At 75.8% G+C, this 24783-nt stretch carries 21 protein-coding genes, 1 pseudogene and 1 riboswitch; of the genes and pseudogenes, 16 read left to right on the forward strand and 6 right to left on the reverse strand.

What is annotated here, in order from left to right; genetic code table 11:
- Nucleotides 1–76 precede the first annotated feature (76 nt).
- From pheS to BJP59_RS06725, 3 genes are read left to right on the forward strand one after another with little or no spacing between them, the layout of a single operon-like run.
- Nucleotides 77–1198, forward strand: a complete 1122-nt coding sequence (pheS, locus tag BJP59_RS06715) for a phenylalanine--tRNA ligase subunit alpha (RefSeq protein ID WP_194522526.1) — start codon at nt 77–79, stop codon at nt 1196–1198.
- On the forward strand, nt 1198–3819 hold the full coding sequence (gene pheT / locus BJP59_RS06720; protein ID WP_194522527.1) for a phenylalanine--tRNA ligase subunit beta: 2622 nt from the start codon (nt 1198–1200) through the stop codon (nt 3817–3819). Before pheS ends, pheT begins: the two co-directional genes overlap by 1 nt.
- Nucleotides 3816–4700, forward strand: coding sequence for an SDR family oxidoreductase (locus BJP59_RS06725; protein WP_194522528.1), 885 nt, complete (start codon nt 3816–3818; stop codon nt 4698–4700). The genes pheT and BJP59_RS06725 overlap by 4 nt, the downstream gene beginning before the upstream one ends.
- 72 nt (nt 4701–4772) lie before the next feature.
- Here the strand turns inward: BJP59_RS06725 and BJP59_RS06730 are convergent, their stop codons facing one another.
- A complete protein-coding gene (locus BJP59_RS06730; protein WP_194522529.1) occupies nt 4773–4997 on the reverse strand; it encodes a hypothetical protein in 225 nt (74 codons plus the stop codon).
- A gap of 76 nt (nt 4998–5073) precedes the next feature.
- Nucleotides 5074–5168, forward strand: a riboswitch (TPP riboswitch).
- On the opposite strand from BJP59_RS06730, the gene thiD reads away from it, so the two are divergent.
- Complete coding sequence (thiD, locus tag BJP59_RS06735) at nt 5162–6133, forward strand: bifunctional hydroxymethylpyrimidine kinase/phosphomethylpyrimidine kinase (RefSeq protein ID WP_194522530.1); 972 nt, start codon at nt 5162–5164, stop codon at nt 6131–6133. It overlaps the preceding riboswitch by 7 nt.
- 73 nt (nt 6134–6206) lie before the next feature.
- On the opposite strand, the gene BJP59_RS06740 is transcribed toward thiD, so the two are convergent.
- The 5 genes and pseudogenes from BJP59_RS06740 to BJP59_RS06760 all read right to left on the reverse strand — a co-directional run bounded on the left by BJP59_RS06740 (nt 6207) and on the right by BJP59_RS06760 (nt 10187).
- On the reverse strand, nt 6207–7217 hold the full coding sequence (locus tag BJP59_RS06740) for a DUF4862 family protein (protein WP_168946277.1): 1011 nt from the start codon (nt 7215–7217) through the stop codon (nt 6207–6209).
- A gap of 36 nt (nt 7218–7253) precedes the next feature.
- Entirely contained in the window at nt 7254–7535 is a 282-nt protein-coding gene (locus BJP59_RS06745; protein ID WP_076406572.1) for a hypothetical protein, read from the reverse strand.
- Nucleotides 7532–8568 (reverse strand): annotated as a pseudogene (locus BJP59_RS06750) (quinone oxidoreductase family protein). Before BJP59_RS06750 ends, BJP59_RS06745 begins: the two are co-directional and overlap by 4 nt.
- Nucleotides 8569–8577: 9 nt before the next feature.
- Nucleotides 8578–9480: an ABC transporter ATP-binding protein gene (locus BJP59_RS06755; protein ID WP_194522531.1), complete on the reverse strand. Its 903-nt coding sequence runs from the start codon at nt 9478–9480 to the stop codon at nt 8578–8580.
- Entirely contained in the window at nt 9477–10187 is a 711-nt protein-coding gene (locus BJP59_RS06760) for a FadR/GntR family transcriptional regulator (protein ID WP_194522532.1), read from the reverse strand. The genes BJP59_RS06755 and BJP59_RS06760 overlap by 4 nt, the downstream gene beginning before the upstream one ends.
- Before the next feature lie 180 nt (nt 10188–10367).
- Between BJP59_RS06760 and BJP59_RS06765 the strand changes: the two genes are divergently transcribed.
- The 12 genes from BJP59_RS06765 to tyrS all read left to right on the forward strand — a co-directional run bounded on the left by BJP59_RS06765 (nt 10368) and on the right by tyrS (nt 24461).
- A complete protein-coding gene (locus tag BJP59_RS06765; protein WP_228485311.1) occupies nt 10368–12122 on the forward strand; it encodes a 2-isopropylmalate synthase in 1755 nt (584 codons plus the stop codon).
- Between the two features lie 542 nt (nt 12123–12664).
- Nucleotides 12665–13759, forward strand: coding sequence for an N-acetyl-gamma-glutamyl-phosphate reductase (gene argC / locus BJP59_RS06770; RefSeq protein WP_194522533.1), 1095 nt, complete (start codon nt 12665–12667; stop codon nt 13757–13759).
- Nucleotides 13756–14967, forward strand: coding sequence for a bifunctional glutamate N-acetyltransferase/amino-acid acetyltransferase ArgJ (argJ, locus tag BJP59_RS06775; RefSeq protein WP_194522534.1), 1212 nt, complete (start codon nt 13756–13758; stop codon nt 14965–14967). Before argC ends, argJ begins: the two co-directional genes overlap by 4 nt.
- Entirely contained in the window at nt 14964–15950 is a 987-nt protein-coding gene (gene argB, locus BJP59_RS06780; protein ID WP_021482919.1) for an acetylglutamate kinase, read from the forward strand. Before argJ ends, argB begins: the two co-directional genes overlap by 4 nt.
- A 110-nt stretch (nt 15951–16060) precedes the next feature.
- Nucleotides 16061–17308 carry an acetylornithine transaminase gene (locus BJP59_RS06785; protein ID WP_194522964.1) on the forward strand — a complete coding sequence of 416 codons (1248 nt, stop codon included), beginning with the start codon at nt 16061–16063 and terminating at the stop codon, nt 17306–17308.
- Nucleotides 17308–18243 (forward strand): ornithine carbamoyltransferase, encoded by a 936-nt coding sequence (argF, locus tag BJP59_RS06790; protein WP_194522535.1) that lies wholly within the window; start codon nt 17308–17310, stop codon nt 18241–18243. The genes BJP59_RS06785 and argF overlap by 1 nt, the downstream gene beginning before the upstream one ends.
- Nucleotides 18240–18776, forward strand: a complete 537-nt coding sequence (locus BJP59_RS06795) for an arginine repressor (RefSeq protein ID WP_043655538.1) — start codon at nt 18240–18242, stop codon at nt 18774–18776. Before argF ends, BJP59_RS06795 begins: the two co-directional genes overlap by 4 nt.
- Nucleotides 18777–18863: 87 nt before the next feature.
- Complete coding sequence (locus BJP59_RS06800) at nt 18864–20093, forward strand: argininosuccinate synthase (protein ID WP_043655541.1); 1230 nt, start codon at nt 18864–18866, stop codon at nt 20091–20093.
- On the forward strand, nt 20090–21544 hold the full coding sequence (gene argH, locus BJP59_RS06805) for an argininosuccinate lyase (protein WP_086151258.1): 1455 nt from the start codon (nt 20090–20092) through the stop codon (nt 21542–21544). The genes BJP59_RS06800 and argH overlap by 4 nt, the downstream gene beginning before the upstream one ends.
- Before the next feature lie 46 nt (nt 21545–21590).
- Nucleotides 21591–22265 (forward strand): uridine kinase family protein, encoded by a 675-nt coding sequence (locus BJP59_RS06810; RefSeq protein ID WP_228485313.1) that lies wholly within the window; start codon nt 21591–21593, stop codon nt 22263–22265.
- A gap of 61 nt (nt 22266–22326) precedes the next feature.
- Complete coding sequence (locus BJP59_RS06815; protein WP_194522536.1) at nt 22327–23046, forward strand: DNA-3-methyladenine glycosylase; 720 nt, start codon at nt 22327–22329, stop codon at nt 23044–23046.
- A gap of 155 nt (nt 23047–23201) precedes the next feature.
- Nucleotides 23202–24461 (forward strand): tyrosine--tRNA ligase, encoded by a 1260-nt coding sequence (gene tyrS, locus BJP59_RS06820; RefSeq protein ID WP_194522537.1) that lies wholly within the window; start codon nt 23202–23204, stop codon nt 24459–24461.
- Nucleotides 24462–24783: the final 322 nt, after the last annotated feature.

A 24783-nucleotide genomic window follows, 5' to 3' on the forward strand; every position in this document is an offset into this window, starting at 1 on the left:
CCGAGCGGCGCGTGCCGCGGGTCGACGCCGGCCGTCGTCCGCTCCCCGCAGTCCCGCCCTCGCCAGGAAGGCACGCATGTCCAGCCCTGACGCCGACGTCGTCACCCCCCACGCGGGCGACGGCGGACCGGACACCACCACCGCACCCTCCCCGCTCGACGCCGACGCGCTGCAGCGCGCGCTCGACGCCGCGCTCGCCGCCGTCGCCGCTGCGGGCGACCTCGACGCGCTCAAGCGCGTGCGCACCGAGCACGCGGGCGACCGCAGCCCGCTCGCGCTCGCGAACCGCCAGATCGGGTCGCTCGCCCCCGCGGACAAGAAGACCGCGGGCAAGCTCCTCGGCCCGCTGCGCGGCCGGCTCAACCAGGCCCTCGCCGCGCGCCAGGCCGAGCTCGAGGCCGAGCGCGACGAGCGCGTCCTCGTCGAGGAGGCCGTGGACGTCACGCTGCCCGTGGACCGCGTCCCCGCGGGCGCGCGGCACCCGCTCGAGACGCTGCAGGAGCGCGTCGCGGACTTCTTCGTCGGCATGGGCTGGGAGATCGCGGAGGGCCCCGAGGTCGAGGCGGAGTGGTTCAACTTCGACGCCCTGAACTTCGGCGTGGACCACCCCGCGCGCCAGATGCAGGACACGTTCTACGTCGCCGGCCCGGACGGCGAGGACGGCGCGGAGCCGTCGAACCTCGTGCTGCGCACCCACACGTCGCCCGTCCAGGCCCGCTCGCTGCTCGAGCGCGGCGTACCGCTGTACGTGGCGTGCCCGGGCAAGACGTTCCGCACGGACGCGCTCGACGCGACGCACACGCCCGTCTTCCACCAGGTCGAGGGCCTGGCGATCGACAAGGGCCTGACCATGGCGCACCTGCTCGGCACGCTCGACGCGTTCGCGCGCGCGATGTTCGGACCCGACGCGCGCACGCGCCTGCGGCCCGCGTACTTCCCGTTCACCGAGCCGAGCGCCGAGATGGACCTGTGGTTCCCCCAGAAGAAGGGCGGACCGGGCTGGATCGAGTGGGGCGGCTGCGGCATGGTCAACCCGAACGTGCTGCGGTCCGTCGGGGTGGACCCCGACGAGTACTCCGGCTTCGCGTTCGGCATGGGCATCGAGCGCACGCTCATGCTGCGCCACGGGATCGCGGACATGCACGACATGGTGGAGGGCGACGTGCGCTTCTCCGCCCAGTTCGGAACGGAGATCTGATGCCGTACGTCGCCATCGACTGGCTGGGCGACCACGTCGAGCTGCCCGCAGGGCTCACCGCGGAGCGGCTCGCCGCCGACCTCGTCCGCGTCGGCCTGGAGGAGGAGGCGATCCACGGCGCGGCCGTGACGGGTCCCCTCGTCGTCGGGCGCGTCCTGGAGATGACGCCCGAGCCGCAGAAGAACGGCAAGACGATCAACTGGTGCCTGGTCGACGTCGGGCCGGAGCACAACGCCGCCGAGATCAAGGGCGTCGAGCCGGCCGACGTGCCGGCGGGCGGTGCGCGCGGCATCGTGTGCGGCGCGCACAACTTCGCGCCGGGCGACCTCGTCGTCGTCGCGCTGCCGGGCTCCGTCCTGCCCGGTCCGTTCCCCATCGCGAGCCGCAAGACGTACGGGCACGTGTCCGACGGCATGATCTGCTCGCAGCGCGAGCTCGGCCTCGGCGAGGACCACGACGGCATCATCGTGCTGCCGCGGCTCGGGTACGCGGCCGAGGACCTCACCCCGGGGCAGGACGCGGTCGCGCTGCTCGGGCTCGGCGACGAGGTGCTCGAGATCAACGTGACGCCCGACCGCGGGTACGCGTTCTCCTACCGCGGTGTCGCGCGCGAGTTCTCGCACTCGACGGGCGCGCGCTTCACGGACCCGGGCCTGCCCGGCTCCCTGCCCACGCCCCCGCCCGCGGCGACGCCCGACGGCTTCCCCGTCGAGGTCGACGACGCGGCGCCGGTCCACGGCGTCGTCGGGTGCGACCGGTTCGTCACGCGCGTCGTGCGCGGGCTCGACCCCGCGGCGCAGACGCCCGCGTGGATGCAGCGCCGCCTCACGGCGTCGGGCATGCGGCCCATCTCGCTCGCGGTCGACGTGACGAACTACGTCATGCTCGACCTCGGGCAGCCGCTGCACGCGTACGACCTCGAGAAGGTCGCGGCCCCCGTCGTGGTGCGGCGCGCCGCCCCGGGCGAGCGGCTCACGACGCTCGACGACGTGGACCGCGCGCTCGACCCGGAGGACCTGCTCATCACCGACAGCCCCGACGGTGCGCGCGGCGCGCGCGTCCTGGGTCTCGCCGGCGTCATGGGCGGTGCCTCGTCGGAGGTCGGGCCGGAGACGACGGCGGTGCTCGTCGAGGCCGCCCACTTCGACCCCGTGACGGTCGCGCGCACGTCGCGCCGCCACAAGCTGTCGAGCGAGGCCGCGAAGCGGTTCGAGCGCGGCGTGGACCCGCTGCTGCCCGCGGTCGCGGCGCAGCGCGTCGTCGACCTGCTCGTCGAGCTGGGCGGCGGGACCGCCGACCCGGCCGTCAGCGACCTCGACCGCGTGACCGCGCCCGCCCCGATCCACCTGCCCGTCGGCGAGGCCGAGCGCCTCGTCGGCGTGCCCTACACGCTCGAGCAGGTCGTCGGGACGCTCGGGGCGATCGGGTGCACGGTCGACGCGGACGACGCCGCCGCGACGGGCGTCGTCGTCGTGACCCCGCCGTCGTGGCGCCCCGACCTCACCGAGCCGGCCGAGCTGGTCGAGGAGGTCGCGCGCCTCGTCGGGTACGACGAGATCCCGTCGGTGCTCCCCGCGGCGCCCGGCGGCCGCGGGCTCACGCGCGAGCAGCGCGTGCGCCGCTCGGTCGCCCGCGCGCTCGCTGAGCACGGCTTCGTCGAGACGCTGAGCTACCCGTTCGTCGGCGAGAGCGAGCTCGACGCGCTGCGGATCCCCGCGGACGACGAGCGCCGCCGGGCGCTGCGCCTGCTCAACCCGCTGGCCGACGACCGTCCCCTGATGCGCACGGACGTGCTGAGCACGCTCCTGGAGACCACGCGCCGCAACGTGGGCCGCGGGCTCGGGGACGTCGCCGTTTTCGAGGTCGGGCTCGTGACGCACCCGCGCCCGGGCGCCCCGGCCGCGCCGTCGCTGCCCGGCGGGGTGCGTCCCTCCGACGACGACCTCGCCGCGATCGAGGCCGCCCTTCCGGCGCAGCCGCGCCACGTCGCGGGCGTCCTGGTCGGTCGTCGCGAGCGGGCGGGCTGGTGGGGCTCCGGCCGGCCGGCGGACTGGACGGACGCGCTCGACGCGGCGCGCCTGGTCGCGGACCGCGCCGGTCTGCGGGGGGACGACGCCGTGCGCGTGGTCGCCGACACCGCGCGGGCCCCGTTCCACCCGGGCCGCTGCGCGCGCCTCGAGCTCGCCGACGGGACGGTCGTCGGGCACGCGGGCGAGCTGCACCCCAAGGTGCTCGAGAACGTCGGCCTGCCCGCCCGCTCCGTGGCGTTCGAGCTCGACCTGTCGGCGCTCGTCGCGGGTGCGTCCGACGAGCCCGTCCAGGCGACCCCGGTCTCCGGGTTCCCGGCGGCGAAGGAGGACCTCGCGTTCGTCGTCGCCGCCGACGTGCCGGCCGAGGCGCTGCGCGCCGCGGTCGTCGAGGGCGCCGGCGAGCTCGCGGAGGAGGTCGTGCTGTTCGACGTCTTCACGGGCGAGCAGGTGGGCGCCGGGCGCAAGTCGCTCGCGTTCTCGCTGCGGCTGCGCGCCGCGGACCGCACCCTCACCGCCGACGACGTCGCGCGGGTCCGGGAGGGCGCCGTGGCCGCCGCGCGCGAGCGCGTCGGGGCGGAGCTGCGCGCATGAGCGGCGCACCGGGGGAGGGCACGACGCCGGACGTGGCGCCCGCACGGACCGCGCTCGTCACCGGGGCGTCGCGCGGCATCGGCCGGGCGGTCGCCGTCGGGCTCGCCGCGTCCGGCCTCGACGTCGCGCTCCTCGCGCGCGACGCGGGCCGGCTCGCCGGGGTGGCCGACGAAATCGCCGCGCTCGACGGCGCGGGCCGGGCCGTCGTCGTCACGGCGGACGTGACCGACGCGGCGGCGGTGGCCGCGGCCGTCCGCGAGGCCGAGGCCGCGCTCGGGAGCGTGGACCTGCTCGTCAACAACGCGGGCCGGGTCGACGCCGAGGTGCCGCTCTGGGAGGCGGACCCCGACGAGTGGTGGGCCGTCCTGGAGACCAACGTGCGCGGGCCGTTCCTGCTCGCGCGCGCCGTCGTCCCCGGGATGCTCGCGCGCGGCGGCGGCCGCGTCGTCGACCTCAACAGCGGCGCGGGCTCGCACGACATGGAGGGCGCGAGCGCGTACAACGCGAGCAAGACGGCGCTCCTGCGTCTCGGGGCGAACCTCCACCGCTCGGGCCACGCGCTCGGGCTGCGGACCTTCGAGGTGTCGCCGGGCGTCGTGCAGACCGACATGACGGCGTCCATGGTCATGCACGAGGGCCGCACGGAGTGGACGCCCGTCGAGCGCACGGTCGAGATGGTCGTCGCGATCGCCCGCGGCGAGCTCGACGCGTTCTCGGGGTCGTTCGTGCGCGTGACGCACGACTCGCCCGGGTCGCTCCGCGCGGCCGCCCAGGAGGCCGCCCGCGCGGGCGTCGCGCTGCCCGGTCCCGACGGCCGTCGGCTGCGCGTCACGCGCTGGGGCTCCGACGACCCGATGCCGGGGGAGCTCCCCGCCCGCTGAGCGCACGCGCCCCGTACGGCCGACGCCGCCCGACCCCCCGGTCGGGCGGCGTCCGTGCGTCCGGGCACCGGGTCACAGCGGGACGCACGCGTCCCGGTCGACCCACACGTGCCACAGGCCCCGCTCGGGGTGCTCGTACTCGAACGCCACGAGGCCACCCGCGTCGTGCGTGACGACGCCCGTGAGCACGACCCGCCGGCCGTCGCGGTCGTACGTGGTGCAGAGGGCGGGCACCTGGACCGGGACGGGCGCGTCCGGCAGGAAGGGGCGGGTCGCGGGGGCGACGTGCTGCGTCATACCCGGAAAGACGCGCGCACGCGCGTCGTCTCACGCGTCGGGGCGGGTGAAAAGCGACGGGTCGCCGCGTAGCATGGCCCGCGACACGGGGTGCCCCGCACCGGGGCTGAGATGAGACCCGTCGAACCTGATCTGGCTCGTACCAGCGAAGGGATGTCCGCGCGATGACGCTCGCCCTGCCTCGGCACACCTCCGACCCGGCCTCCGCTCCCGCGGACCGTGACCGCCGGCCCGACCCGGGCCGTCGGCCCGACCCGGCACCGTCCCGCCCCCGCGTCCTCTCCGTCGCGGGGACCGACCCGACCGGCGGCGCCGGGATCCAGGCCGACCTCAAGGCGTTCTGCGCGCACGGCGCCTACGGCATGGCCGTCACCACGGCGCTCGTCGCGCAGAACACCCACGGCGTGCGGTCGGTGCACGTCCCCGGGCCGGCGTTCCTGCGCGCGCAGCTCGACGCCGTGTCCGACGACGTCGAGGTCGACGCCGTGAAGATCGGCATGGTCGCGGACGAGGCGAACGCCCGCACCGTCGGGGAGTGGCTCGACGACCTCGCCGCGGCGCGCGCCGCCGCGGGCGGTCCGCGGCCCTGGGTCGTCCTGGACCCGGTGATGGTCGCCACGTCCGGCCACCGCCTGCTCGACGCGGGCGCCGAGCAGGCCGTGCGCGACCTCGCCGCGCGCGCCGACGTCGTCACGCCGAACCTGCCCGAGCTCGCCGTCCTCGGCGGGCAGGAGCCCGCGACGACGTGGGACGACGCCCTGCGCCAGGCGACGGCGTACGCGACCGCGAGCGACGCCGTCGTGCTGCTCAAGGGCGGTCACCTCACCGGACGCACGTCGCCCGACGCGCTCGTCGTCCCCGCGCCCGGGCCGACGACGGGCCGCGCGCCGGGGGCGGCCACCGTCACGACGTTCGACGCCGAGCGCGTCGACACGCCCCACACCCACGGCACGGGGTGCTCGCTCTCGGCGGCGCTCGCGGCGCTGCGACCGCAGCGCGCGAGCTGGGAGGAAGCGGCCCGCGAGGCGAAGGAGTGGCTCACGGGCGCGCTGCGTGCCGGCGCCGCGCTGCGGGTGGGGACGGGCCGGGGGCCCGTGGACCACCTGCACCGCTCGGCGCCCGTGCGGCCGGGCTGAGCCCAGGCCGACCGGGCCGACCGGGCGAGCCCGGGCTGCCGTGACGTGCCTGCGCCCGGCCCGCGGGACGCGCTCAGGCCGTGGGGCGGCTCGGTGCGTGGGCGGCCCTGCGGTCGGCTCCGCGGTCGGTGTCGAGGTCGGCCAGCGCGTCGCGGAGCACGGCGAGCGTCGCGCGCGCGACGGCGAGGCGCTGCGCGGGCGGGGCGTCCGCGGGCCGCGTCGTCACCTTCGCGCCGACGAGCGGGACGGGCCCGGCCGCGGCGAGGAACTCGCGCACCTCGGCCGGGCCGAGCATCGACTCGTCCGGGCCGGGGAGCGCGGGGTCCGGACCGTGAGGCGGCACGTGCGCGTCCGCCCACGGCGCGCCCCACCGGCCGGGCCGGCCCGCGGCACCGGAGAGCATCGCGCTCGCGAGGAGGCCCGCGCCCGCGGCCGCCCGCGCGTGCTCGACGGGCGTCGCGGCGCTGCGCCCCTCGATGGCGGACCGGCCCCAGTTGAGCCCGACGTGCAGGGGGTGGCCGGTGTCCCGGGCCGCGCGCGCGACGGCGGCGATCTCGTCGTCGAGCGCGAGGAAGCCCTTCTCCGCGACGCCCCACGGGCGTGGTGCGTCGCAGTGCTCCACCACGAGCGGCAGCCCGGCGGGCGCGACGGCGGCGAGCTCGGTGAGGCTGCGCGCGAGCGCCGCGCCGGAGCCGCGGCCCGGACCGGGCGCGGACTGGAGCTCGACCGCGACGACGCGCCGTCGACCCTCCGCCTCGGCGAGCCGGGTCACGGCCGCGAGGACGCGTGCGACGCCGTCGACCGCCTCGCGCCGACCCTCCTCGTCGTCGGACGCGAGGCCGTAGGAGCGGTCGGCCCCGGCGCGGCGGGCCGTCGCGGCGACCGTCGTCGGCAGCAGCGCCCAGTGCGCCGGCAGCGCGGCCGCGGTCGTCGCGAGCGCGCCCGGGTCGTCCGGGTCGACGGGGTGCTCGAGGCCGCCGAGGCCGTCCTCGTCGAGGGCGGCGTACCAGCCGCCCGGGTCGGGGACGCCCGCGAGGGCGTAGGCACCGAGCAGGGTCAGGGGGCGGTCGTGCAGGTCGGTCATCGGTCCTCGTCGGTCGTGGTGGGGGTGCCTCACGCGTCAGGCGCGGGCGACGTCCTGGTCGGCGGTGGCGTACTCGCACGCGTAGCCCGGCGGGACCCAGCGCCACCGTGCCTCGACGTCCTGCACCGCGACGCCCGCGGGCCGGTCGGCGACGCACGCGTCCGCCTGCTGGCGCACCGCCACGGTCACGTAGTAGACGACGAACACCGCGGTGAGCAGCACGGCGAGCACGGTCACGGTGCGGCGCAGCGCGGGGGAGGGGCCGCCGTCGGAGCCGTCCTCCTCGCCGGGACGCGGCGGCACCCAGTCCCAGCTCACGCGGTGCCGGTCGTCGTGCCGGTCGTGGTGGCGGGAGCGTCGTCCGCCCCGGCGGGCCGGAGCAGCACCTTGCCGGTGGTCGCCCGTCCCTCGAGCGCGCGGTGGGCGTCGGCGGCGTCGGCGAGCGGGAACGTCGCGCCGACGCGCACGTGCAGCGTGCCGCCCGCGACGGCGCCGAGCACCTCGGTCGCGCGCTCGACGAGCTCGGCGCGCGTCGCCGTGTGGTCGGCGAGCTTGGGCCGCGTGAGGAACAGCGAGCCGCCCGCGTTGAGGCGCTGCGGGTCGAACGGGGGACCTGCCCCGACGAGCCGCCGTAGAGGACGAGCGTGCCGCGGCGGCGCAGCGACGCGAGCGACGCGTCGAACGTGTCCTTGCCGACCGAGTCGTACACCGCCGCGACGCCCTCGCCGCCCGTGAGCCCCCGCACGACCTCGGGCAGCTCGGCCGTGAGGTCGGCGAACGCCGTGTACTGGATCGCGTGCTCGGCGCCCGCGCCGCGGGACAGCTCCGCCTTCTCGGGGGTCGAGACCGTGGAGATCACGTGCGCGCCCCGCGCCACGAGCATCTGCGTCAGGAGCAGCCCGACGCCGCCCGCGCCCGCGTGCACGAGCACGCGGTCGCCCGGGCGGACGGGGTACGACGACGTGCACAGGTAGTGCGCCGTGAGCCCCTGGAGCGCCACGGCGGTCGCGTCCTCGAGCGAGACGGCGTCGGGCACGTGCAGCGCCTGCCCGGCGTCCACCACGACGAGCTCCGCGTACGACCCCGGCGCCTCGGTCCACACGACGCGGTCCCCGACCGCGAACCCCTCGACCCCCTCGCCCACCTCGGCGACGACCCCGGCCCCCTCGCTCCCGACGACGTGCGGGTAGTCCATCGCGTACACGCCGGAGCGCTTGTACGTGTCGATGAAGTTCACGCCCGCCACCGCGGAGCGGACGAGAAGCTGCCCCGGGCCCGGCGACGGGTCGGGCAGCTCGGTGTACTCGAGGACCTCGGGACCGCCCGCCGCGCGGGCCACGATCGCGTGCATGACCTCAGCCTAGGGTCGTCCCGCGGCCCCGGCCGTCGTCCGCGCCGTCGCGGGTGTCGCCGTCGGTCCCGTGCCGGGCGCCGCCGTCGCGGCGGCCGGGTCGTCGCCCACCAGCCGGGGCGGGCGCGCGTGCCCCGCCGATGCGTGCCACCGGCCGAACCGGCGCTCCACGTGCACCGGGTGCGCGAAGCAGCGCGTGACGTGCTCCGTGACGAGCACGTCCGCGGCGGGTCCCGCGACGACGACGCGGCCGTGCGCGAGGAGGACGGCGTGGCTCGTCGTCGTGGGCAGCTCCTCGAGGTGGTGCGTCACCAGCACCGACGCGACCCGCGGGCGGGTCGCGCGCACGGCGTCCAGCGTCTCCAGGAGCTGCTCGCGCGCCGCGACGTCGAGCCCGGTGGACGGCTCGTCGAGGAGCAGGAGCGCGGGGTCGGGCAGCAGGGCGCGCGCCACGAGGGCCCGGCCGCGCTCGCCCTGCGACAGCGTCGGCCAGGGGTCGTGCGCACGGTGGGCGAGCCCCAGGTCGGCGACGAGCCCTCGGGCCAGGTCGACCTCGTCGGGCGTCGGGCGCCAGCGCGGGCGCCAGTCCACGGTCCCGGTCAGACCGGTGAGGGTCACCTCGAGCACGGTGAGCGGCGAGCGCAGGTCGTGCCGGGGGTCCACGTGGCCGATGCGGCGGTGGAGGGTCTGCGTGTCGACCCGGCCCAGGCGCTCGCCGAGCACGTGCACCGTGCCCCGCGTCGGGTGCCGCCGCGCCCCGCAGATCCCGAGGATCGTGCTCTTCCCGGCGCCGTTGGGTCCCAGGAGCGCCCAGTGCTCGCCGGCCCGGACGGTGAGGTCGACGCCGTCGAGGATCGCGCGGCCGTCGCGCACCAGGTCGACGCCGCGCAAGGACAAGACCTCGGCGCTCACCGGTCACCACCCGCCGCGCGAGGGCCGCGCCCGGCGACCTTCGCGTGGACGGCTGCGAGGTGCTCGCGCGCCGCCCCGGACGCGCGCACGGCGTCGCGGTCGCGGACCGCCTTGAGGATCGCCTCGTGCGCGTCCTGGTCGTGCCGGTGCGCCTCGCCCGCCCGGTCGAGGGCGACCATCGCGACCATCGCGCGGCGCAGGCGAGGGACGAAGGTCGCGAAGAGCTCGGCCAGCACGGCGTTGTGCGCGGCGTCGACGACCGCCCGGTGGAACGCGAGGTCCGCGTCCACGTAGTCGGCGGGCGACGACGTCGCCGCGACCTGCCCGCGGCGGGCGAGCGCCGTCGTCATGGTGCGCAGGTCCGCGGGCGTGCGGCGCGCGGCGGCGAGCCCCGCGGCCTCCGCCTCCAGCGCCGCGCGCACCTCGAGCACGTCGACGATCTCGCCGCGGCGCAGCACCTCGTCCCAGTCGTCGGCGGTGTCCGTCGAGACGACGTACACGCCCGAGCCCTGCCTGCTGTCGAGGACGCCGCGGCCCGCGAGCTGGCGGATCGCCTCGCGGACGGTCGATCGGCCGACGCCGAGCTCGGCGGCGAGCGCCTGCTCCCCGGGCAGCCGGTGGTCGAGGGGCCAGGCACCGGAGCGCACGCGCTCGAGCAGGAGCTCGGCCGCCTGGTCGGCCAGCGGGCGTCGCTGCAGCGCGGTCATGGAAACCTCTCAGGTTGTCTGAGGACTTGATCGACGCTAGCGTACCCCGCATGTCCTGGACGGCGCTCCTCCTTCGACGCCACGGCGGGGTCTGACCGGACCGGCCCCCCGCCGTGGGGGTCCGTCGTGCGCCGGTCGTCCCGCGCCCCGCCACCTCGGGGCTCCAGCCGAAGGACCGCCATGACCGTCTCCGCCACCCCCGCCCGCACGGACCGCCCCGCCGCCACGACGACGCCGCCGTGGAACCGGCAGCGCCCGTCGCCCATGCCGTCGTCCCGCTACGCCGACGTCCACGCCCGTGTCGACGTGCCCGACCTGCCCGACCGCCGCTGGCCGAACCGCCGGCTCACCCAGGCGCCGCTGTGGGTCCCTGTCGACCTCCGCGACGGCAACCAGGCGCTCGCGGAACCGATGGACCCGGCGCGCAAGCGCCGCTTCTTCGAGCTGCTCGTCGCGATGGGGTACACCGAGATCGAGGTGGGCTACCCGTCGGCGTCGCAGACCGACTTCGACTTCGTGCGCCTGCTCGCCGAGACCGACCTCGCGCCCGAGCACCTGACCGTCGTCGTGTTCACCGCCGCGCGCGCCGACCTGATCGCGCGCACGGTCGAGTCCGTGCGCGGGCTGCGCAACCCGGTCGTCGTCCACGTGTACACCGCGACGGCGCCCGCCTGGCGGGACGTGGTGCTCGGCCGCGATCGCGAGGAGCTCGCCCGGCTGATCACCGACGCCGGGACCGAGGTGCTGCGCCACGCCAGCGACGACCCGCGCGTCCGGTTCGAGTTCTCGCCCGAGGTGTTCAACCTCACCGAGCCCGACTACGTGCTCGACGTGTGCGACCGCATGACGACGCTCTGGGACGCGACGCCCGAGCGGCCCGTCGTCCTCAACCTCCCCGCCACGGTCGAGGTCGCGACGCCCAACGTCTACGCCGACCAGATCGAGTACATGGACCGGAACCTCGCGCGGCGCGAGGGCGTGATCCTCTCGGTCCACCCGCACAACGACCGGGGCACCGGCGTCGCGTGCGCCGAGCTCGCGGTCCTCGCGGGCGCGCAGCGCGTCGAGGGGTGCCTGTTCGGCAACGGCGAGCGCACCGGGAACGTCGACCTCGTGACGCTGGGCCTCAACCTGCACGCGCAGGGCGTCGACCCGATGGTCGACTTCTCCGACCTCGACGCGATCCGCGACGTCGTCGTGGCGTGCAACCGGATCGACGTCCACCCGCGCCATCCGTACGTGGGCGAGCTGGTGCACACCGCGTACTCCGGCACGCACCAGGACGCGATCCGCAAGGGGATGGCGCGGCACCGGGCCGACGCCGCGGCGGCCGGCCTCGACCCCGCGGTCGCGCCCTGGCGCGTGCCGTACCTGCCGGTCGACCCCGCGGACCTCGGGAGGTCGTACGAGGCCCTCGTGCGCGTGAACAGCCAGTCCGGGAAGGGCGGCGTCGCGTACGTGCTGCAGTCCGTCCACGGCCTGGACCTGCCCCGGGGCCTCCAGGTGGACCTCGCGCGCCGTGTCCAGGAGCACGCCGACGCCACCGGTGCCGAGGTGACGCCCGACGTCCTCCTCACGCTGTTCGACACGGCCTACGCGCGCCCGGGCGCCGTCGCGCCCGTCGTGTGGACGAGCCGGCGCGCCGACGACGGGACGGAGCACCTCGACCTCGAGGTCACGGTCGACGGCGAGCGCGTCGCCACGTCCGGGACGGGCACCGGCGCGGTCGACGCCCTCGTCGACGCGCTGGCCCGCCTCGGCCGCCCGGTGGAGGTCCTCTCGCTCACCCAGCAGTCCGTCGGCAGCGGGAGCGGCGCGACCGCGGTGACCTACCTTGAGCACCGCGGCCCCGACGGCACCCCGCGCTGGACCGTGGGCCGTGACGCGTCCGTCCTGGGAGCGGCCGTCCGCGCGGTCTGCGCGGCGGCGGACTGAGGCCGGGTTCGCGGGTCTGCATCGGTCTACGGCCCGCGGGGTCGGGTCCGCAGGTCTGCATCGGTCTACGGCCCGCGGGGCCGGCTCCGCGGGTCTGCAGGGATCTACGGCCCGCAGGGCCGGGTCCGCGGTGGGGTCGGACCGTGCGCTCGGACTGGCGCACCGTCGCCCTGGTCTTCCGGGCGGAGGTCGAAGGAGTGCGCCTTGACGTCCTTCGCGCACGGTCCGACCCCACCGCTCGTCCTGTCCCGCACCGCACGACCGAGGTCAGGCCCGGCGGTTCGGTCAGGCTCGGCCCGTCGCCTCGGTCCCGGACGTTCCGCTGAGAAGCGAGAAGTGGCCCCTCCGAGCCCCGCTCGCGGGACCACTTGTCTCTTCTCGTCACCGCATGTTGGCGCGGACGAGTCCGGCGGACCGGCCGCGGGGCCGTAGGTCGATGCCGAAGCGCGGACGTGACCCGCGGACCGTTGACCCCACCGACCGGACCCCGCGTACCGTGGGGCAGGACCTCGGGCCCGACCGTTGCATAAGTATGTATAGTGATGCATATGACGATCAGAGTCGCGGTCGCGGGTGCGTCCGGGTACGCGGGCGGGGAGACGCTCCGCCTGCTCGCCGGGCACCCCGAGGTGGAGATCGGCGCCGTGACGGCGCACAGCAACGCGGGCACGCTCCTCGGCGAGCACCAGCCGCACCTGCGATCCCTGGCCGACCGCGTGCTCCTGCCGACGGCGGTCGAGCACCTCGTGGGGCACGACGTCGTCGTGCTCGCGCTGCCGCATGGTGCCTCGGGTGAGATCGCGGCGCAGCTCCCCGACGACGTGCTCGTGCTCGACCTCGGCGCGGACCACCGGCTCGAGTCCGCGGCGGACTGGTCGGCGTTCTACGGCTCCGAGCACGCGGGCACGTGGCCGTACGGGCTGCCGGAGCTCCTGCTGACGAACGTGCCGGGTGCCGCGGCGACCGAGACCCGGCAGCGTGAGCGGCTCGCCGGTGCGCGGCGCGTGGCCGTCCCCGGGTGCAACGTCACGGCTGTCACGCTCGGCATCCAGCCGGGCGTCGCCGCCGGGCTCGTCGAGGGCACGGACCTCGTCGCGGTGCTCGCCAACGGGTACTCGGGCGCGGGGAAGTCGCTCAAGCCGCACCTGCTCGCGTCCGAGGCGCTCGGGTCGGCGCAGCCGTACGCCGTCGGCGGGTCGCACCGGCACATCCCGGAGATCGCGCAGAACCTGCGGGCCGCCGGGGCCCCGGCCGTGAGCATCTCGTTCACGCCGACGCTCGTGCCCATGTCGCGCGGCATCCTCGCCACGGTGACGGCGCGCCTGACCGACGACGCCGCGCGCCTCGATCCCGCGGCGCTCGACGCGCGCGTCCGCCAGGCCTGGGAGGACGCGTACGTCGGCGAGCCGTTCGTCCGCGTGCTGCCTGCGGGCCAGTGGCCGACGACGGCGATGACCCTCGGCGCGAACATCGCGCTCGTCCAGGTCGCGGTCGACCACGCGGCGGGCCGCGTCGTCACCGTCACGGCGATCGACAACCTCGTCAAGGGCACCGCGGGCGCCGCGGTGCAGTCCATGAACATCGCGCTCGGCCTGCCGCAGACGGCGGGCCTCACGACCGAGGGGGTCGCCCCGTGACCGTCACCACCCCGCAGGGCTTCCGGGCCGCCGGCGTCGCCGCCGGGCTCAAGTCCACGGGCGCGCGCGACGTCGCGCTCGTCGTCAACGACGGGCCGCTCGACGTCGCCGCGGCCGTCCTCACGACGAACCGCGTGTTCGCGGCGCCGGTCGCCTGGACGCGCCAGGCCGTGGGCGACGGGCGCGCGACGGCCGTCGTGCTCAACTCGGGCGGCGCGAACGCGTGCACCGGGCCGGAGGGCTTCGCCGACACGCACCGCACGGCGGAGCACGTCGCCGACGTCCTCGCGACGTCGGCGGGCGACGTGCTCGTCTGCTCGACGGGCCTCATCGGCGTGCGGCTGCCCATGGACACGCTCCTCGCGGGCGTCGACGCCGCCGCGGCGGCGCTCGCGGACCCGGTCGCCGCGGTCGACGGCGGCGGCGACGCCGCGCTCGCGATCATGACGACGGACACCGTGCCGAAGACGGTGGCGGTGGTCCGCGAGGTCACCGACGCCACCGCGACGGACGGCGCCGCGACGTGGTCCGTGGGCGGCATGGCGAAGGGCGCGGGCATGCTCGCGCCGGGCCTCGCGACCATGCTCTGCGTGCTGACGACGGACGCCGTCGTCGACGCCGCGACGGCCGACGCCGCGCTGCGGGCCGCGACCCGCACGACGTTCGACCGCGTCGACTCCGACGGCTGCATGTCGACGAACGACACCGTGATCCTGCTCGCCTCGGGCGCGTCGGGGGTCGAGGTCGGTCTCGACGCGCTCACCGACGCCGTCACCGAGGCGTGCGGGTCGCTCGCGCGCCAGCTCGTCGCCGACGCCGAGGGCGCGAGCCACGACGTCGCCGTCACAGTTGTCAACGCGGCCAGCGAGGACGCCGCGGTCGCCGTCGCGCGCGCCGTGACGCGGTCCAACCTGTTCAAGGCCGCGATCTTCGGCAACGACCCGAACTGGGGCCGCATCGTGTCCGCCGTCGGGACCGTCCCCGAGGACGTCGCGCCGTTCGACGCGCTCCTGCTCGACGTGTCGGTCAACGGCGTCCAGGTCTGCCGGGCCGGGGGAGTGGGCGAGCCCCGCGAGCTCGTCGACCTCGCGGCCGAGCGCGAGGTGCGCGTCGAGATCGACCTGCACGCCGGCTCCGCGAGCGCGACCGTCTGGACCAACGACCTCACGCACGACTACGTCCACGAGAACAGCGCGTACTCCTCATGAGCGACCCCACCACGCCCACGCCCCACCCGGACGACGCCGCGTTCGACACCCGCACCGACCTGCGCCCCGAGCAGAAGGCCGAGGTGCTCGTCGAGGCCCTGCCCTGGCTCGAGGAGTTCGCCGGCGCGCTCGTCGTCGTCAAGTACGGCGGCAACGCCATGGTCGACGACACGCTCAAGGCCGCGTTCGCCGAGGACATGGTGTTCCTGCGCCGCGTCGGGCTGCGCCCGGTCGTCGTGCACGGCGGGGGCCCGCAGATCTCCGCGATGCTCGACCGGCTCGGCATCGAGTCCGAGTTCCGCGGGGGCCTGCGCGTGACGACGCCGGAGGCGATGGACGTCGTCCGCATGGTCCTCACCGGCCAGGTGTCGCGCGAGCTCGTCGGTCTCATCAACGCGCACGGCCCGTACGCCGTCGGGCTCTCGGGCGAGGACGGCGGCCTGCTGCAGGCCCAGCGCCGGCACGCGACCGTCGACGGCGAGCCGGTCGACGTCGGTCTCGTCGGCGACGTCGTCGAGGTGCACCCGTCCGCGGTCCAGGACCTGCTCGACGCCGGGCGCATCCCCGTCGTGTCGACCATCGCCCCCGACCTCGAGGACCCGACCCAGGTGCTCAACGTCAACGCGGACACCGCCGCCGCGGCGCTCGCGGTCGCGCTCGGCGCGAAGAAGCTCGTCGTCCTGACCGACGTCGAGGGCCTGTACACGTCGTGGCCGGACCGGGGCTCGCTCGTCGCGCAGATCACGCGCTCGGAGCTCGCGGCGCTCCTGCCGTCGCTCTCGGCGGGCATGGTCCCCAAGATGGAGGCGTGCCTGCGCGCCGTCGAGGGCGGGGTCCCCGCGGCGACGGTCATCGACGGCCGCGTGCCGCACTCGACGCTGCTCGAGGTCTTCACCACCCAGGGCAACGGGACGATGGTCGTCCCCGACGCCGCGGGCGCGCCGGCGCCCGCGCTCACCACGACCGCCGGAGGGGCCGCGTGAACGCGCTCGACCACCCGACGGGCGCGCCCGCGCCCGCACCGACGACCACCGTGACGGCCCCGGCCGACGGCTCCGTCGCGCAGTGGACCGACCGCTACACCCACGCGGTCATGGACACGTTCGGCCCGCCGCAGCGCGTCCTCGTGCGCGGCGAGGGCGCGTACGTGTGGGACGCCGACGGGAAGCGGTACCTCGACCTGCTCGCGGGCATCGCGGTCAACGCGCTCGGCCACGCGCACCCGACGCTCACGGCGGCGGTCTCGGCCCAGCTCGGCACGCTCGGGCACGTCTCGAACTTCTTCGGCACCCCGACGCAGATCGCGCTCGCCGAGCGCCTGCTCGCGCTCGCGGAGGCGCCCGAGGGGTCGCGCGTGTTCTTCACGAACTCGGGCACGGAGGCGAACGAGGCGGCGTTCAAGATGACGCGCCGCACGGGCCGCACGCGGGTCCTCGCGCTCCAGGGCGGCTTCCACGGGCGGACGATGGGCGCGCTCGCGCTGACGTCGAAGTCCGCGTACCGCGAGCCGTTCGAGCCGCTCCCCGGCGGCGTCGAGTTCGTCGCGTTCGACGACGTCGCCGCGCTCGAGGAGGCCTTCTCGCCCGCGGCCGTCGCGGCCCGCGGCGAGGTCGCGGCGCTCGTCGTCGAGCCCGTGCAGGGCGAGGCCGGCGTGCGCGCGCTCTCGCCGGGCTACCTCGTCGCCGCGCGCGAGCTCACCGCGCGCCACGGCGCGCTGCTCGTCCTCGACGAGGTGCAGACCGGCGTCGGGCGCACCGGCTCGTGGTTCGCCTACCAGCAGCCGGAGGTGGGCGGCGGCGTCGTGCCCGACGTCGTCACGCTCGCCAAGGGCCTCGGCGGTGGGTTCCCCGTCGGCGCGGTGGTCGCGTACGGCGAGCGGGCGGCGACGCTGCTCGGCCGCGGTCAGCACGGGACGACGTTCGGCGGCAACCCTGTCGCGGCCGCGGCGGCGCTCGCGACGCTCGGGGTGATCGAGCGCGACGGGCTCCTCGAGAACGTGCGGACCGTCGGGGCGCTCCTGCGCGACGGCATCGCCGGTGCGGGGAACCCGCTCGTCGCGGGCGTGCGGGGCCGCGGGCTCCTGCTCGCCGTCCAGCTCACGCGGCCCGTCGCGGCCGACGTCGCGCGCACGGCGCTCGACGCGGGTTTCGTCGTCAACGCCGTCGCGCCCGACGCGATCCGGCTCGCGCCGCCTCTCGTCCTCACACCCGACCAGGCGCGCGACGTCGTTGCGTTCTTCGCCGCGGTCGCGGTCCCCGACGACCCGGCCGGCGTACCCACCGTCCCCGCGGCGGGCACCGCGTCAGCCCCCACGACCGACCCCACGACGAGGAGCTCCTGATGGCCCCCCGGCACTTCCTGCGCGACGACGACCTCACGCCCGCCGAGCAGCGTCAGGTCCTCGAGATCGGCCTCGCGTTCCGCGACGACCGCACGTTCCGCCAGCCGCTCGCCGGACCGCAGGGCGTGGCCGTCCTGTTCGACAAGCCGACGCTGCGCACGCAGCTCTCGTTCGCGACGGGCATCGCCGAGCTCGGCGGCTTCCCGGTCGTCGTGGACGGCCGGCTCGCCCAGGTCGGGGTGCGCGAGTCCGTCGCGGACGTCACGCGCGTCCTCGACCGGCAGGCGTCCGCCATCGTGTGGCGCACGTTCGGCCAGGACCGGATCGAGGAGATGGCGGCGATCAGCCGGGTCCCGGTCGTCAACGCGCTCACCGACGACTTCCACCCGTGCCAGATCCTCGCGGACCTCCTGACGATCGCCCAGCTCCGCGGCGGGACGGGGGCGCTCGCGGGCCAGACGCTCGCGTACGTCGGCGACGGCGCGAACAACATGGCGCACTCCTACCTGCTCGGCGGCGCGACCGCGGGCCTGCACGTGCGGGTCGGCACGCCGGACGGGTACCCGCCGCACCCGGTCTTCGTGGCCGACGCCGAGCGGATCGCGGCCGAGACCGGCGGCTCGGTGCTCGTCACGTCCGACCCGGTCGAGGCCGTCGCGGGGGCGGACGTCGTCGCGACCGACACGTGGGTGTCCATGGGCGACGAGGCGGAGGCCGAGGACCGCGCACTGCCGTTCGTGCCGTACCAGGTGAACGACGAGCTCCTCGCGCACGCCAAGCCCGACGCGATCGTGCTGCACTGCCTGCCCGCCTACCGGGGCAAGGAGATCACCGCCGAGGTGATCGACGGCCCCCGCTCGGCGGTGTGGGACGAGGCGGAGAACCGGCTGCACGCGCAGAAGGCGCTGCTCACGTTCCTCCTGGAGCGGTCGTGACCGAGGCCCGCACGGCGACGACGAAGACGGCGCGCCACGCGCGCATCGCCGAGATCGTGCGTCGCACCGAGATCCACTCGCAGGCGGAGCTCGCGCGCGAGCTCGAGCGCGAGGGCCTGTCGGTGACGCAGGCGACGCTCTCGCGCGACCTCATCGAGCTGCGCGCGGAGAAGGTGCGCGGCGCCTCGGGCGCGCTCGTGTACGCGGTGCCGGGGGAGGGCGGGGACCGCAGCGTGCAGACCGCGGAGTCGCCCGAGTACCTCGCGGCCCGGCTCGCGCGCCTGTGCTCGGAGATGCTCGTGTCCGCCGAGGCGTCCGCGAACCTCGTCGTGCTGCGCACGCCTCCCGGTGCCGCGAACTACCTCGCGTCGGCGATCGACCACTCCGTGCTCCCGCACGTGCTCGGCTGCATCGCGGGCGACGACACGATCCTCGTCATCGCGCGCGACCCCGACGGCGGCGCGGACCTCGCCCGGCGCTTCCTCGAGCTCTCCGGACCCCACGGCGGGCCCGTCCCCGGCACGCCGGACTGACCGCCGTCGGCCCACGCCCCGCGCGGCCGAAGCGCCCTGCGAGACTGGACCCCGGACCCCACCCGCACGTCACAGAAAGAGACCGTCATGACTGAACGCGTCGTGCTCGCCTACTCGGGCGGCCTGGACACGTCGGTGGCCATCGGCTGGATCGCCGAGGCCACGGGCGCCGAGGTCGTCGCCGTCGCGGTCGACGTCGGCCAGGGCGGGGAGGACCTCGAGGTCATCCGGCAGCGTGCCCTGGACTGCGGCGCCGTCGAGGCGTACGTCGCCGACGCGCGCGACGAGTTCGCGGCGGAGTACTGCATGCCCGCGCTGCGCGCGAACGCCCTGTACCTCGACCGGTACCCGCTCGTCTCGGCGCTGTCGCGCCCGGTCATCGTCAAGCACCTCGTGCGCGCGGCGCGCCAGTTCGGCGCGACGACCGTCGCGCACGGCTGCACGGGCAAGGGCAACGACCAGGTGCGCTTCGAGGTCGCGACGACGTCCCTCGCGCCCGAGCTCAAGACCATCGCCCCCGTGCGCGACCTCGCGCTGACGCGCGAGAAGGCCATCGAGTACGCGGAGAAGCACGCGCTGCCCATCGCCACGACGAAGCACAACCCGTTCTCCATCGACCAGAACGTGTGGGGGCGCGCGGTCGAGACCGGCTTCCTCGAGGACATCTGGAACGCGCCGACCAAGGACGTCTACAACTACACCGACGACCCCACGTTCCCGCCCGTCGCGGACGAGGTCGTCGTGACGTTCGAGCAGGGCGTCCCGGTCGCGCTCGACGGCGTCGCGGTGACCCCGCTGCAGGCGATCCAGGAGATGAACCGCCGCGCAGGCGCCCAGGGCGTGGGGCGGATCGACATCGTCGAGGACCGCCTCGTGGGCATCAAGTCGCGCGAGGTCTACGAGGCGCCGGGCGCGATCGCCCTCATCGCCGCGCACCAGGAGCTCGAGAACGTCACGCTCGAGCGCGAGCAGGCCCGCTTCAAGCGCGGCGTCGAGCAGCGCTGGACCGAGCTCGTCTACGACGGCATGTGGTTCAGCCCGCTCAAGCGCTCGCTCGACGTGTTCGTCGACGACACCCAGCGCTACGTGTCCGGCGACGTGCGCCTCGTGCTGCACGGCGGGCGCGCGACCGTCACGGGCCGGCGCTCGGACGCGAGCCTCTACGACTTCAACCTCGCGACGTACGACGAGGGCGACTCGTTCGACCAGTCGCAGGCCAAGGGATTCATCGAGATCTACGGTCTCACCGCGAAGCTCGCCGCCGCGCGCGACGAGAAGTTCGGCAACGGTGTGGACCTCGGGACGGGAGCGCTGTGAGCACGCACGACGACCAGGACGGCACCGCCGTCGAGCCGACCGAGACGGCGCGCGTCAGCCTGTGGGGCGGCCGGTTCGCGGGCGGCCCCGCCGACGCGCTCGCCGCGCTGAGCAAGTCCACGCACTTCGACTGGCGCCTCGCGGGCCAGGACGTCGCGGGCTCGAAGGCCCACGCGAAGGTCCTGCACGCGGCCGGCCTGCTCGACGACGACGAGCTCGACGGCATGCTCGCCGCGCTCGAGCGCCTGCGCGAGGACGTCGCGTCGGGCGCGTTCGTCGCGGCCGACGACGACGAGGACGTGCACACCGCGCTGGAGCGCGGGCTCATCGAGCGGGCCGGGCCCGAGCTCGGGGGCAAGCTCCGCGCGGGCCGGTCGCGCAACGACCAGATCGCGACGCTCACGCGCATGTACCTGCGCGACGAGGCGCGCACGATCGCGCGCCTCGTGCTCGACGTCGTCGACGCGCTGATCGAGCAGGCCGCCGCGCACCCGGGCGCGGCCATGCCCGGCCGCACGCACCTCCAGCACGCCCAGCCGGTGCTCCTCGCGCACCACCTGCTCGCCCACGCGTGGCCGCTGCTGCGCGACGTCGACCGGCTCATCGACTGGGACGTGCGCGCCGCGCGCTCGCCGTACGGGTCGGGGGCGCTCGCGGGCTCGTCGCTGGGCCTGGACCCGGCGGCGGTCGCCGCCGAGCTCGGGTTCGACGGCCCGGTCGAGAACTCGATCGACGGCACCGCGTCGCGCGACGTCGTCGCCGAGTTCGCGTTCGTCGCCGCGATGCTCGGGGTCGACCTCTCGCGCCTCGCGGAGGAGGTCGTCCTCTGGGCGACGAAGGAGTTCGGCTTCGTGCGCCTGCACGACTCCTACTCCACGGGGTCGAGCATCATGCCGCAGAAGAAGAACCCCGACGTCGCCGAGCTCGCGCGCGGCAAGGCGGGCCGCCTCATCGGCGACCTGACGGGCCTGCTCGCGACGCTCAAGGGCCTGCCGCTCGCGTACAACCGCGACCTCCAGGAGGACAAGGAGCCGGTGTTCGACCAGGTCGACACGCTCGAGGTGCTCCTGCCCGCGTTCTCCGGCATGGTCGCGACCCTCGAGTTCGACACCGACCGGATGGCGTCGCTCGCGCCGCAGGGGTTCTCGCTCGCGACGGACGTCGCCGAGTGGCTCGTGCGCGAGGGCGTGCCGTTCCGCGTCGCGCACGAGGTCGCGGGGGCGTGCGTGCGCGCGTGCGAGGAGCGCGGCATCGAGCTGTGGGACCTCTCGGACGACGACCTCGCGTCCATCTCCGAGCACCTCACGCCGGGCGTGCGCGACGTGCTGAGCGTCGAGGGCTCGCTCGCGTCGCGCGACGCCGTGGGCGGCACCGCCCCGGTGCGGGTCGCCGAGCAGCTCGAGGCCGCGAAGGAGCGCTCGGCCGAGTACCGCTTCTGGGCCCAGGACTGACGGTGCCCCGGCTCGCGGTGCGGCACGCGTGCCCGGCGGCGCGGGCGTGAGCGTCGGTCCGGACGTCCTCGCCGAGCTCGTCCGCCGGGTGCGCGACGCCGTCCCGCGCCTCGGTCCGCCCGGCCCGGACGCGGTCGCCGCGGGGGAGCGGACGGCGTCGGGCACGTGCCTCGTCGTGGTGGACGGGCCCGCGGGCTCGGGCAAGACGACGCTCGCCGCCCAGCTCGGGGACGCGCTGCCCGCCCAGGTGCTCCACATGGACGACCTCTACGAGGGCTGGCGCGGGCTCGAGCCCGCCTGGGCGCGGCTCGACGCGTGGGTGCTGACGCCGCTCGCCGCGGGCCGTGCCGGGCGGTACCGCCGGTACGACTGGCACCTCGACCGCTTCGCCGAGTGGCACGACGTCCCGGCCGCGCCGTACCTCGTGGTCGAGGGCTGCGGGGCGGGGCGGCGCGAGGCCGACGAGGTCGCGGCGCTGCGCGTGTGGGTCGAGGCGCCGGACGACGTCCGGCTCCGGCGCGGTCTCGACCGGGACGGCGAGGACCAGCGCGACCACTGGCTCGCGTGGATGGCCGCGGAGCGCGAGCACTACCGCCGCAACGCCACGCGCGAGCGCGCGGACGTCGTCCTCGACGGGTGGGGTCGGCTCGTGCGCACCGGGCGGACGGCGCCCGGCCCGGACCCGATCGCGCCCCGCACGGGCGTGGGCGGCGAGGCGTAGATTGCCCGGGACGGGAGGTGGTGGCATGCCGGCGGAGGCCTGGACGGACAGTGCGGCAGACATGGTGACGAGCACTGAGACGGACGCTGCGGCGGATGCGCCGACGGGGACGAGCGAGGCCGGGGGCGCGCGCGTCGTCGGGCCGTGGGACGCCCCGGCGCGCGGCTGGTACGCGCGCGACGTGCACGAGGTCGCGCGCGACCTCCTGGGCGCCCTGCTCACGCGGCGCAGCGCCGACGGCGACGTCACGCTGCGGATCACCGAGGTCGAGGCGTACGACGGCGAGCGCGACCCGGGCTCCCACGCGTTCCGCGGGCGCACGGAGCGCAACCGCGCCATGTTCGGCGAGCCGGGCCGCCTCTACGTCTACCGCCACCTGGGTCTGCACCACTGCGTCAACGTCGTGTGCGGGCCGGTGGGCCGCGCGTCCGCCGTCCTGCTGAGGGCCGGGGAGGTGACCGACGGCGTCGGGCTCGCCCGGTCCCGCCGGGTCGCCGCGGGCCGGTGCGACTCGGACCGTCAGATCGCGCGCGGCCCGGCGCGTCTCGCGGTCGCGCTCGACCTCGACCTGCGCCACTACGGCGCGGAGCTGACGGACCCGGACGGCGAGCTCGTGCTGCACCGGGCGACGGACGGGCCGCACCGGCCGCCGATCGCCACGGGACCGCGCGTGGGCGTGTCGGGCGACGGCGGGGACGGCGAGCTGTTCCCCTGGCGCTACTGGCTCGCGGGGGACCCGACGGTGTCCGCATACCGCCGCGTGAGCGCGCGCTCCCGCTGAGCCGGGGCGGTCGACCCGCGGCACCACGGTCCGGCGCCGCCCGCGAGGTGGGCGGTGGCCGGGCGACGGCGTCCGGCACGGCAGACTAGGACCCGCGGCCCGGACGGGGCCGCACCCTCGTGCCCGCACGGCGGGCACTCGACGAAGGAGCAGAAGTGAGCGACGTTCTCGACGAGCTGCAATGGCGGGGCCTGGTGGCGCAGTCCACCGACGAGGCCGCGCTGCGCGCCGCGCTGGCCGAGGGCCCGATCACCTATTACTGCGGCTTCGACCCGACGGCGCCGAGCCTGCACCACGGTCACCTGGTCCAGCTCCTCCTGCTGCGCCACCTCCAGCTCGCCGGCCACCGGCCGATCGCGCTCGTGGGCGGCGCGACGGGCATGATCGGCGACCCGCGCCAGTCGGGGGAGCGGGTGCTCAACTCGAAGGAGACGGTCGCCGACTGGACCGAGCGTCTGCGCGGCCAGGTCTCGCGCTTCCTGGACTTCGAGGGGGAGAACGCGGCGCGCGTCGTCAACAACCTCGACTGGATCTCGGAGATGTCGGCGATCGACTTCCTGCGCGACGTGGGCAAGCACTACCGCCTCGGCACGATGCTCGCCAAGGACACGGTGGCGCGCCGCCTGAGCTCGGACGAGGGCATCAGCTTCACGGAGTTCAGCTACCAGATCCTCCAGGGCATCGACTTCCACGAGCTGTACCTGCGCCACGGGGTCACGCTGCAGACGGGCGGGAACGACCAGTGGGGCAACCTGCTCTCGGGCGTCGACCTCATCCGTCGGACGGAGGGCGCGTCGGTGCACGTCATGACGACGCCGCTCATCACGAAGGCCGACGGCACGAAGTTCGGCAAGACCGAGGGCGGCGCGGTCTGGCTCGACGCCGACATGATGAGCCCGTACGCGTTCTACCAGTTCTGGCTCAACGCGGCGGACGACGACGTCGTGCGGTTCCTGAAGATCTTCACCTTCCGCTCGCGCGAGGAGATCGCGGAGCTCGAGGCCGCGGTCCGGGAGCGGCCGGGGGCACGGGAGGCGCAGCGCACGCTCGCCGCCGACGTGACGACGCTCGTGCACGGGGCGGCGGCGACCGACGCGGTCATCGCGGCGAGCCAGGCGCTCTTCGGGCGGGGCGAGCTCGACGCCCTCGACGAGCGCACGCTCGAGGCGGCGGTCGCCGAGCTGCCGCGCGCGACGGCGCAGGTCGGCGACCCGGTCGTCGACCTCCTCGTGGCGTCGGGCCTCGTCGCGTCGAAGGGGGCGGCGCGCCGGGCGGTCGCGGAGGGCGGCGCGTACGTCAACAACGTCAAGGTCAACGGTGAGGACGCGACGCTCGGGGCGGACGACCTGCTGCACGGACGGTTCGCGCTGCTGCGCCGGGGCAAGAAGACGCTCGGGGTCGCCGTCGCCGCCTGATCCGGAGGGCGAGGGACAGGAGGGGCCGGGCCGCGTCGAGCGGTGCCGGCCCCTCCTGCGTCGGGTCCCGCGAGGGCGGCACGGAGCGGATTTGGCACTCCCGCGGAGCGCGTGTAGTGTTCTCGACGTTCGCCCGGCAGGGAGGAACGGACACCGGGTCTCGATCATCCGAGACGGTGGCTGGTCCCCCGGGCGGTCCCCTCGAAGATCGACAGGGTGCTTCGCGCGCCCTGAGGATGTTCGAGGCTGCTGGCTCTACGGCCGGCCCTCCGAGCTCGGAACACCGAGTTGGAAGGGACACCGAGGATCTGGTAGATTAGAG

Origin of the sequence: Cellulosimicrobium sp. JZ28 (genome assembly GCF_015327065.1) — a bacterium.
GTDB lineage: Bacteria > Actinomycetota > Actinomycetes > Actinomycetales > Cellulomonadaceae > Cellulosimicrobium > Cellulosimicrobium funkei.

Coding starts and splice junctions, on each gene's coding strand:
- BJP59_RS06765 (WP_228485311.1), top strand. CDS start 10,368: ATGACCGTCTCCGCCACCCCCGCCCGCACGGACCGCCCCGCCGCCACG.
- thiD (WP_194522530.1), top strand. CDS start 5,162: ATGACGCTCGCCCTGCCTCGGCACACCTCCGACCCGGCCTCCGCTCCC.
- BJP59_RS06725 (WP_194522528.1), top strand. CDS start 3,816: ATGAGCGGCGCACCGGGGGAGGGCACGACGCCGGACGTGGCGCCCGCA.
- BJP59_RS06785 (WP_194522964.1), top strand. CDS start 16,061: ATGGACACGTTCGGCCCGCCGCAGCGCGTCCTCGTGCGCGGCGAGGGC.
- BJP59_RS06760 (WP_194522532.1), bottom strand. CDS start 10,187: ATGACCGCGCTGCAGCGACGCCCGCTGGCCGACCAGGCGGCCGAGCTC.
- argB (WP_021482919.1), top strand. CDS start 14,964: ATGAGCGACCCCACCACGCCCACGCCCCACCCGGACGACGCCGCGTTC.
- BJP59_RS06815 (WP_194522536.1), top strand. CDS start 22,327: ATGGTGACGAGCACTGAGACGGACGCTGCGGCGGATGCGCCGACGGGG.
- BJP59_RS06800 (WP_043655541.1), top strand. CDS start 18,864: ATGACTGAACGCGTCGTGCTCGCCTACTCGGGCGGCCTGGACACGTCG.
- argF (WP_194522535.1), top strand. CDS start 17,308: ATGGCCCCCCGGCACTTCCTGCGCGACGACGACCTCACGCCCGCCGAG.
- argC (WP_194522533.1), top strand. CDS start 12,665: ATGCATATGACGATCAGAGTCGCGGTCGCGGGTGCGTCCGGGTACGCG.
- BJP59_RS06730 (WP_194522529.1), bottom strand. CDS start 4,997: ATGACGCAGCACGTCGCCCCCGCGACCCGCCCCTTCCTGCCGGACGCG.
- pheT (WP_194522527.1), top strand. CDS start 1,198: ATGCCGTACGTCGCCATCGACTGGCTGGGCGACCACGTCGAGCTGCCC.
- BJP59_RS06740 (WP_168946277.1), bottom strand. CDS start 7,217: ATGACCGACCTGCACGACCGCCCCCTGACCCTGCTCGGTGCCTACGCC.
- pheS (WP_194522526.1), top strand. CDS start 77: ATGTCCAGCCCTGACGCCGACGTCGTCACCCCCCACGCGGGCGACGGC.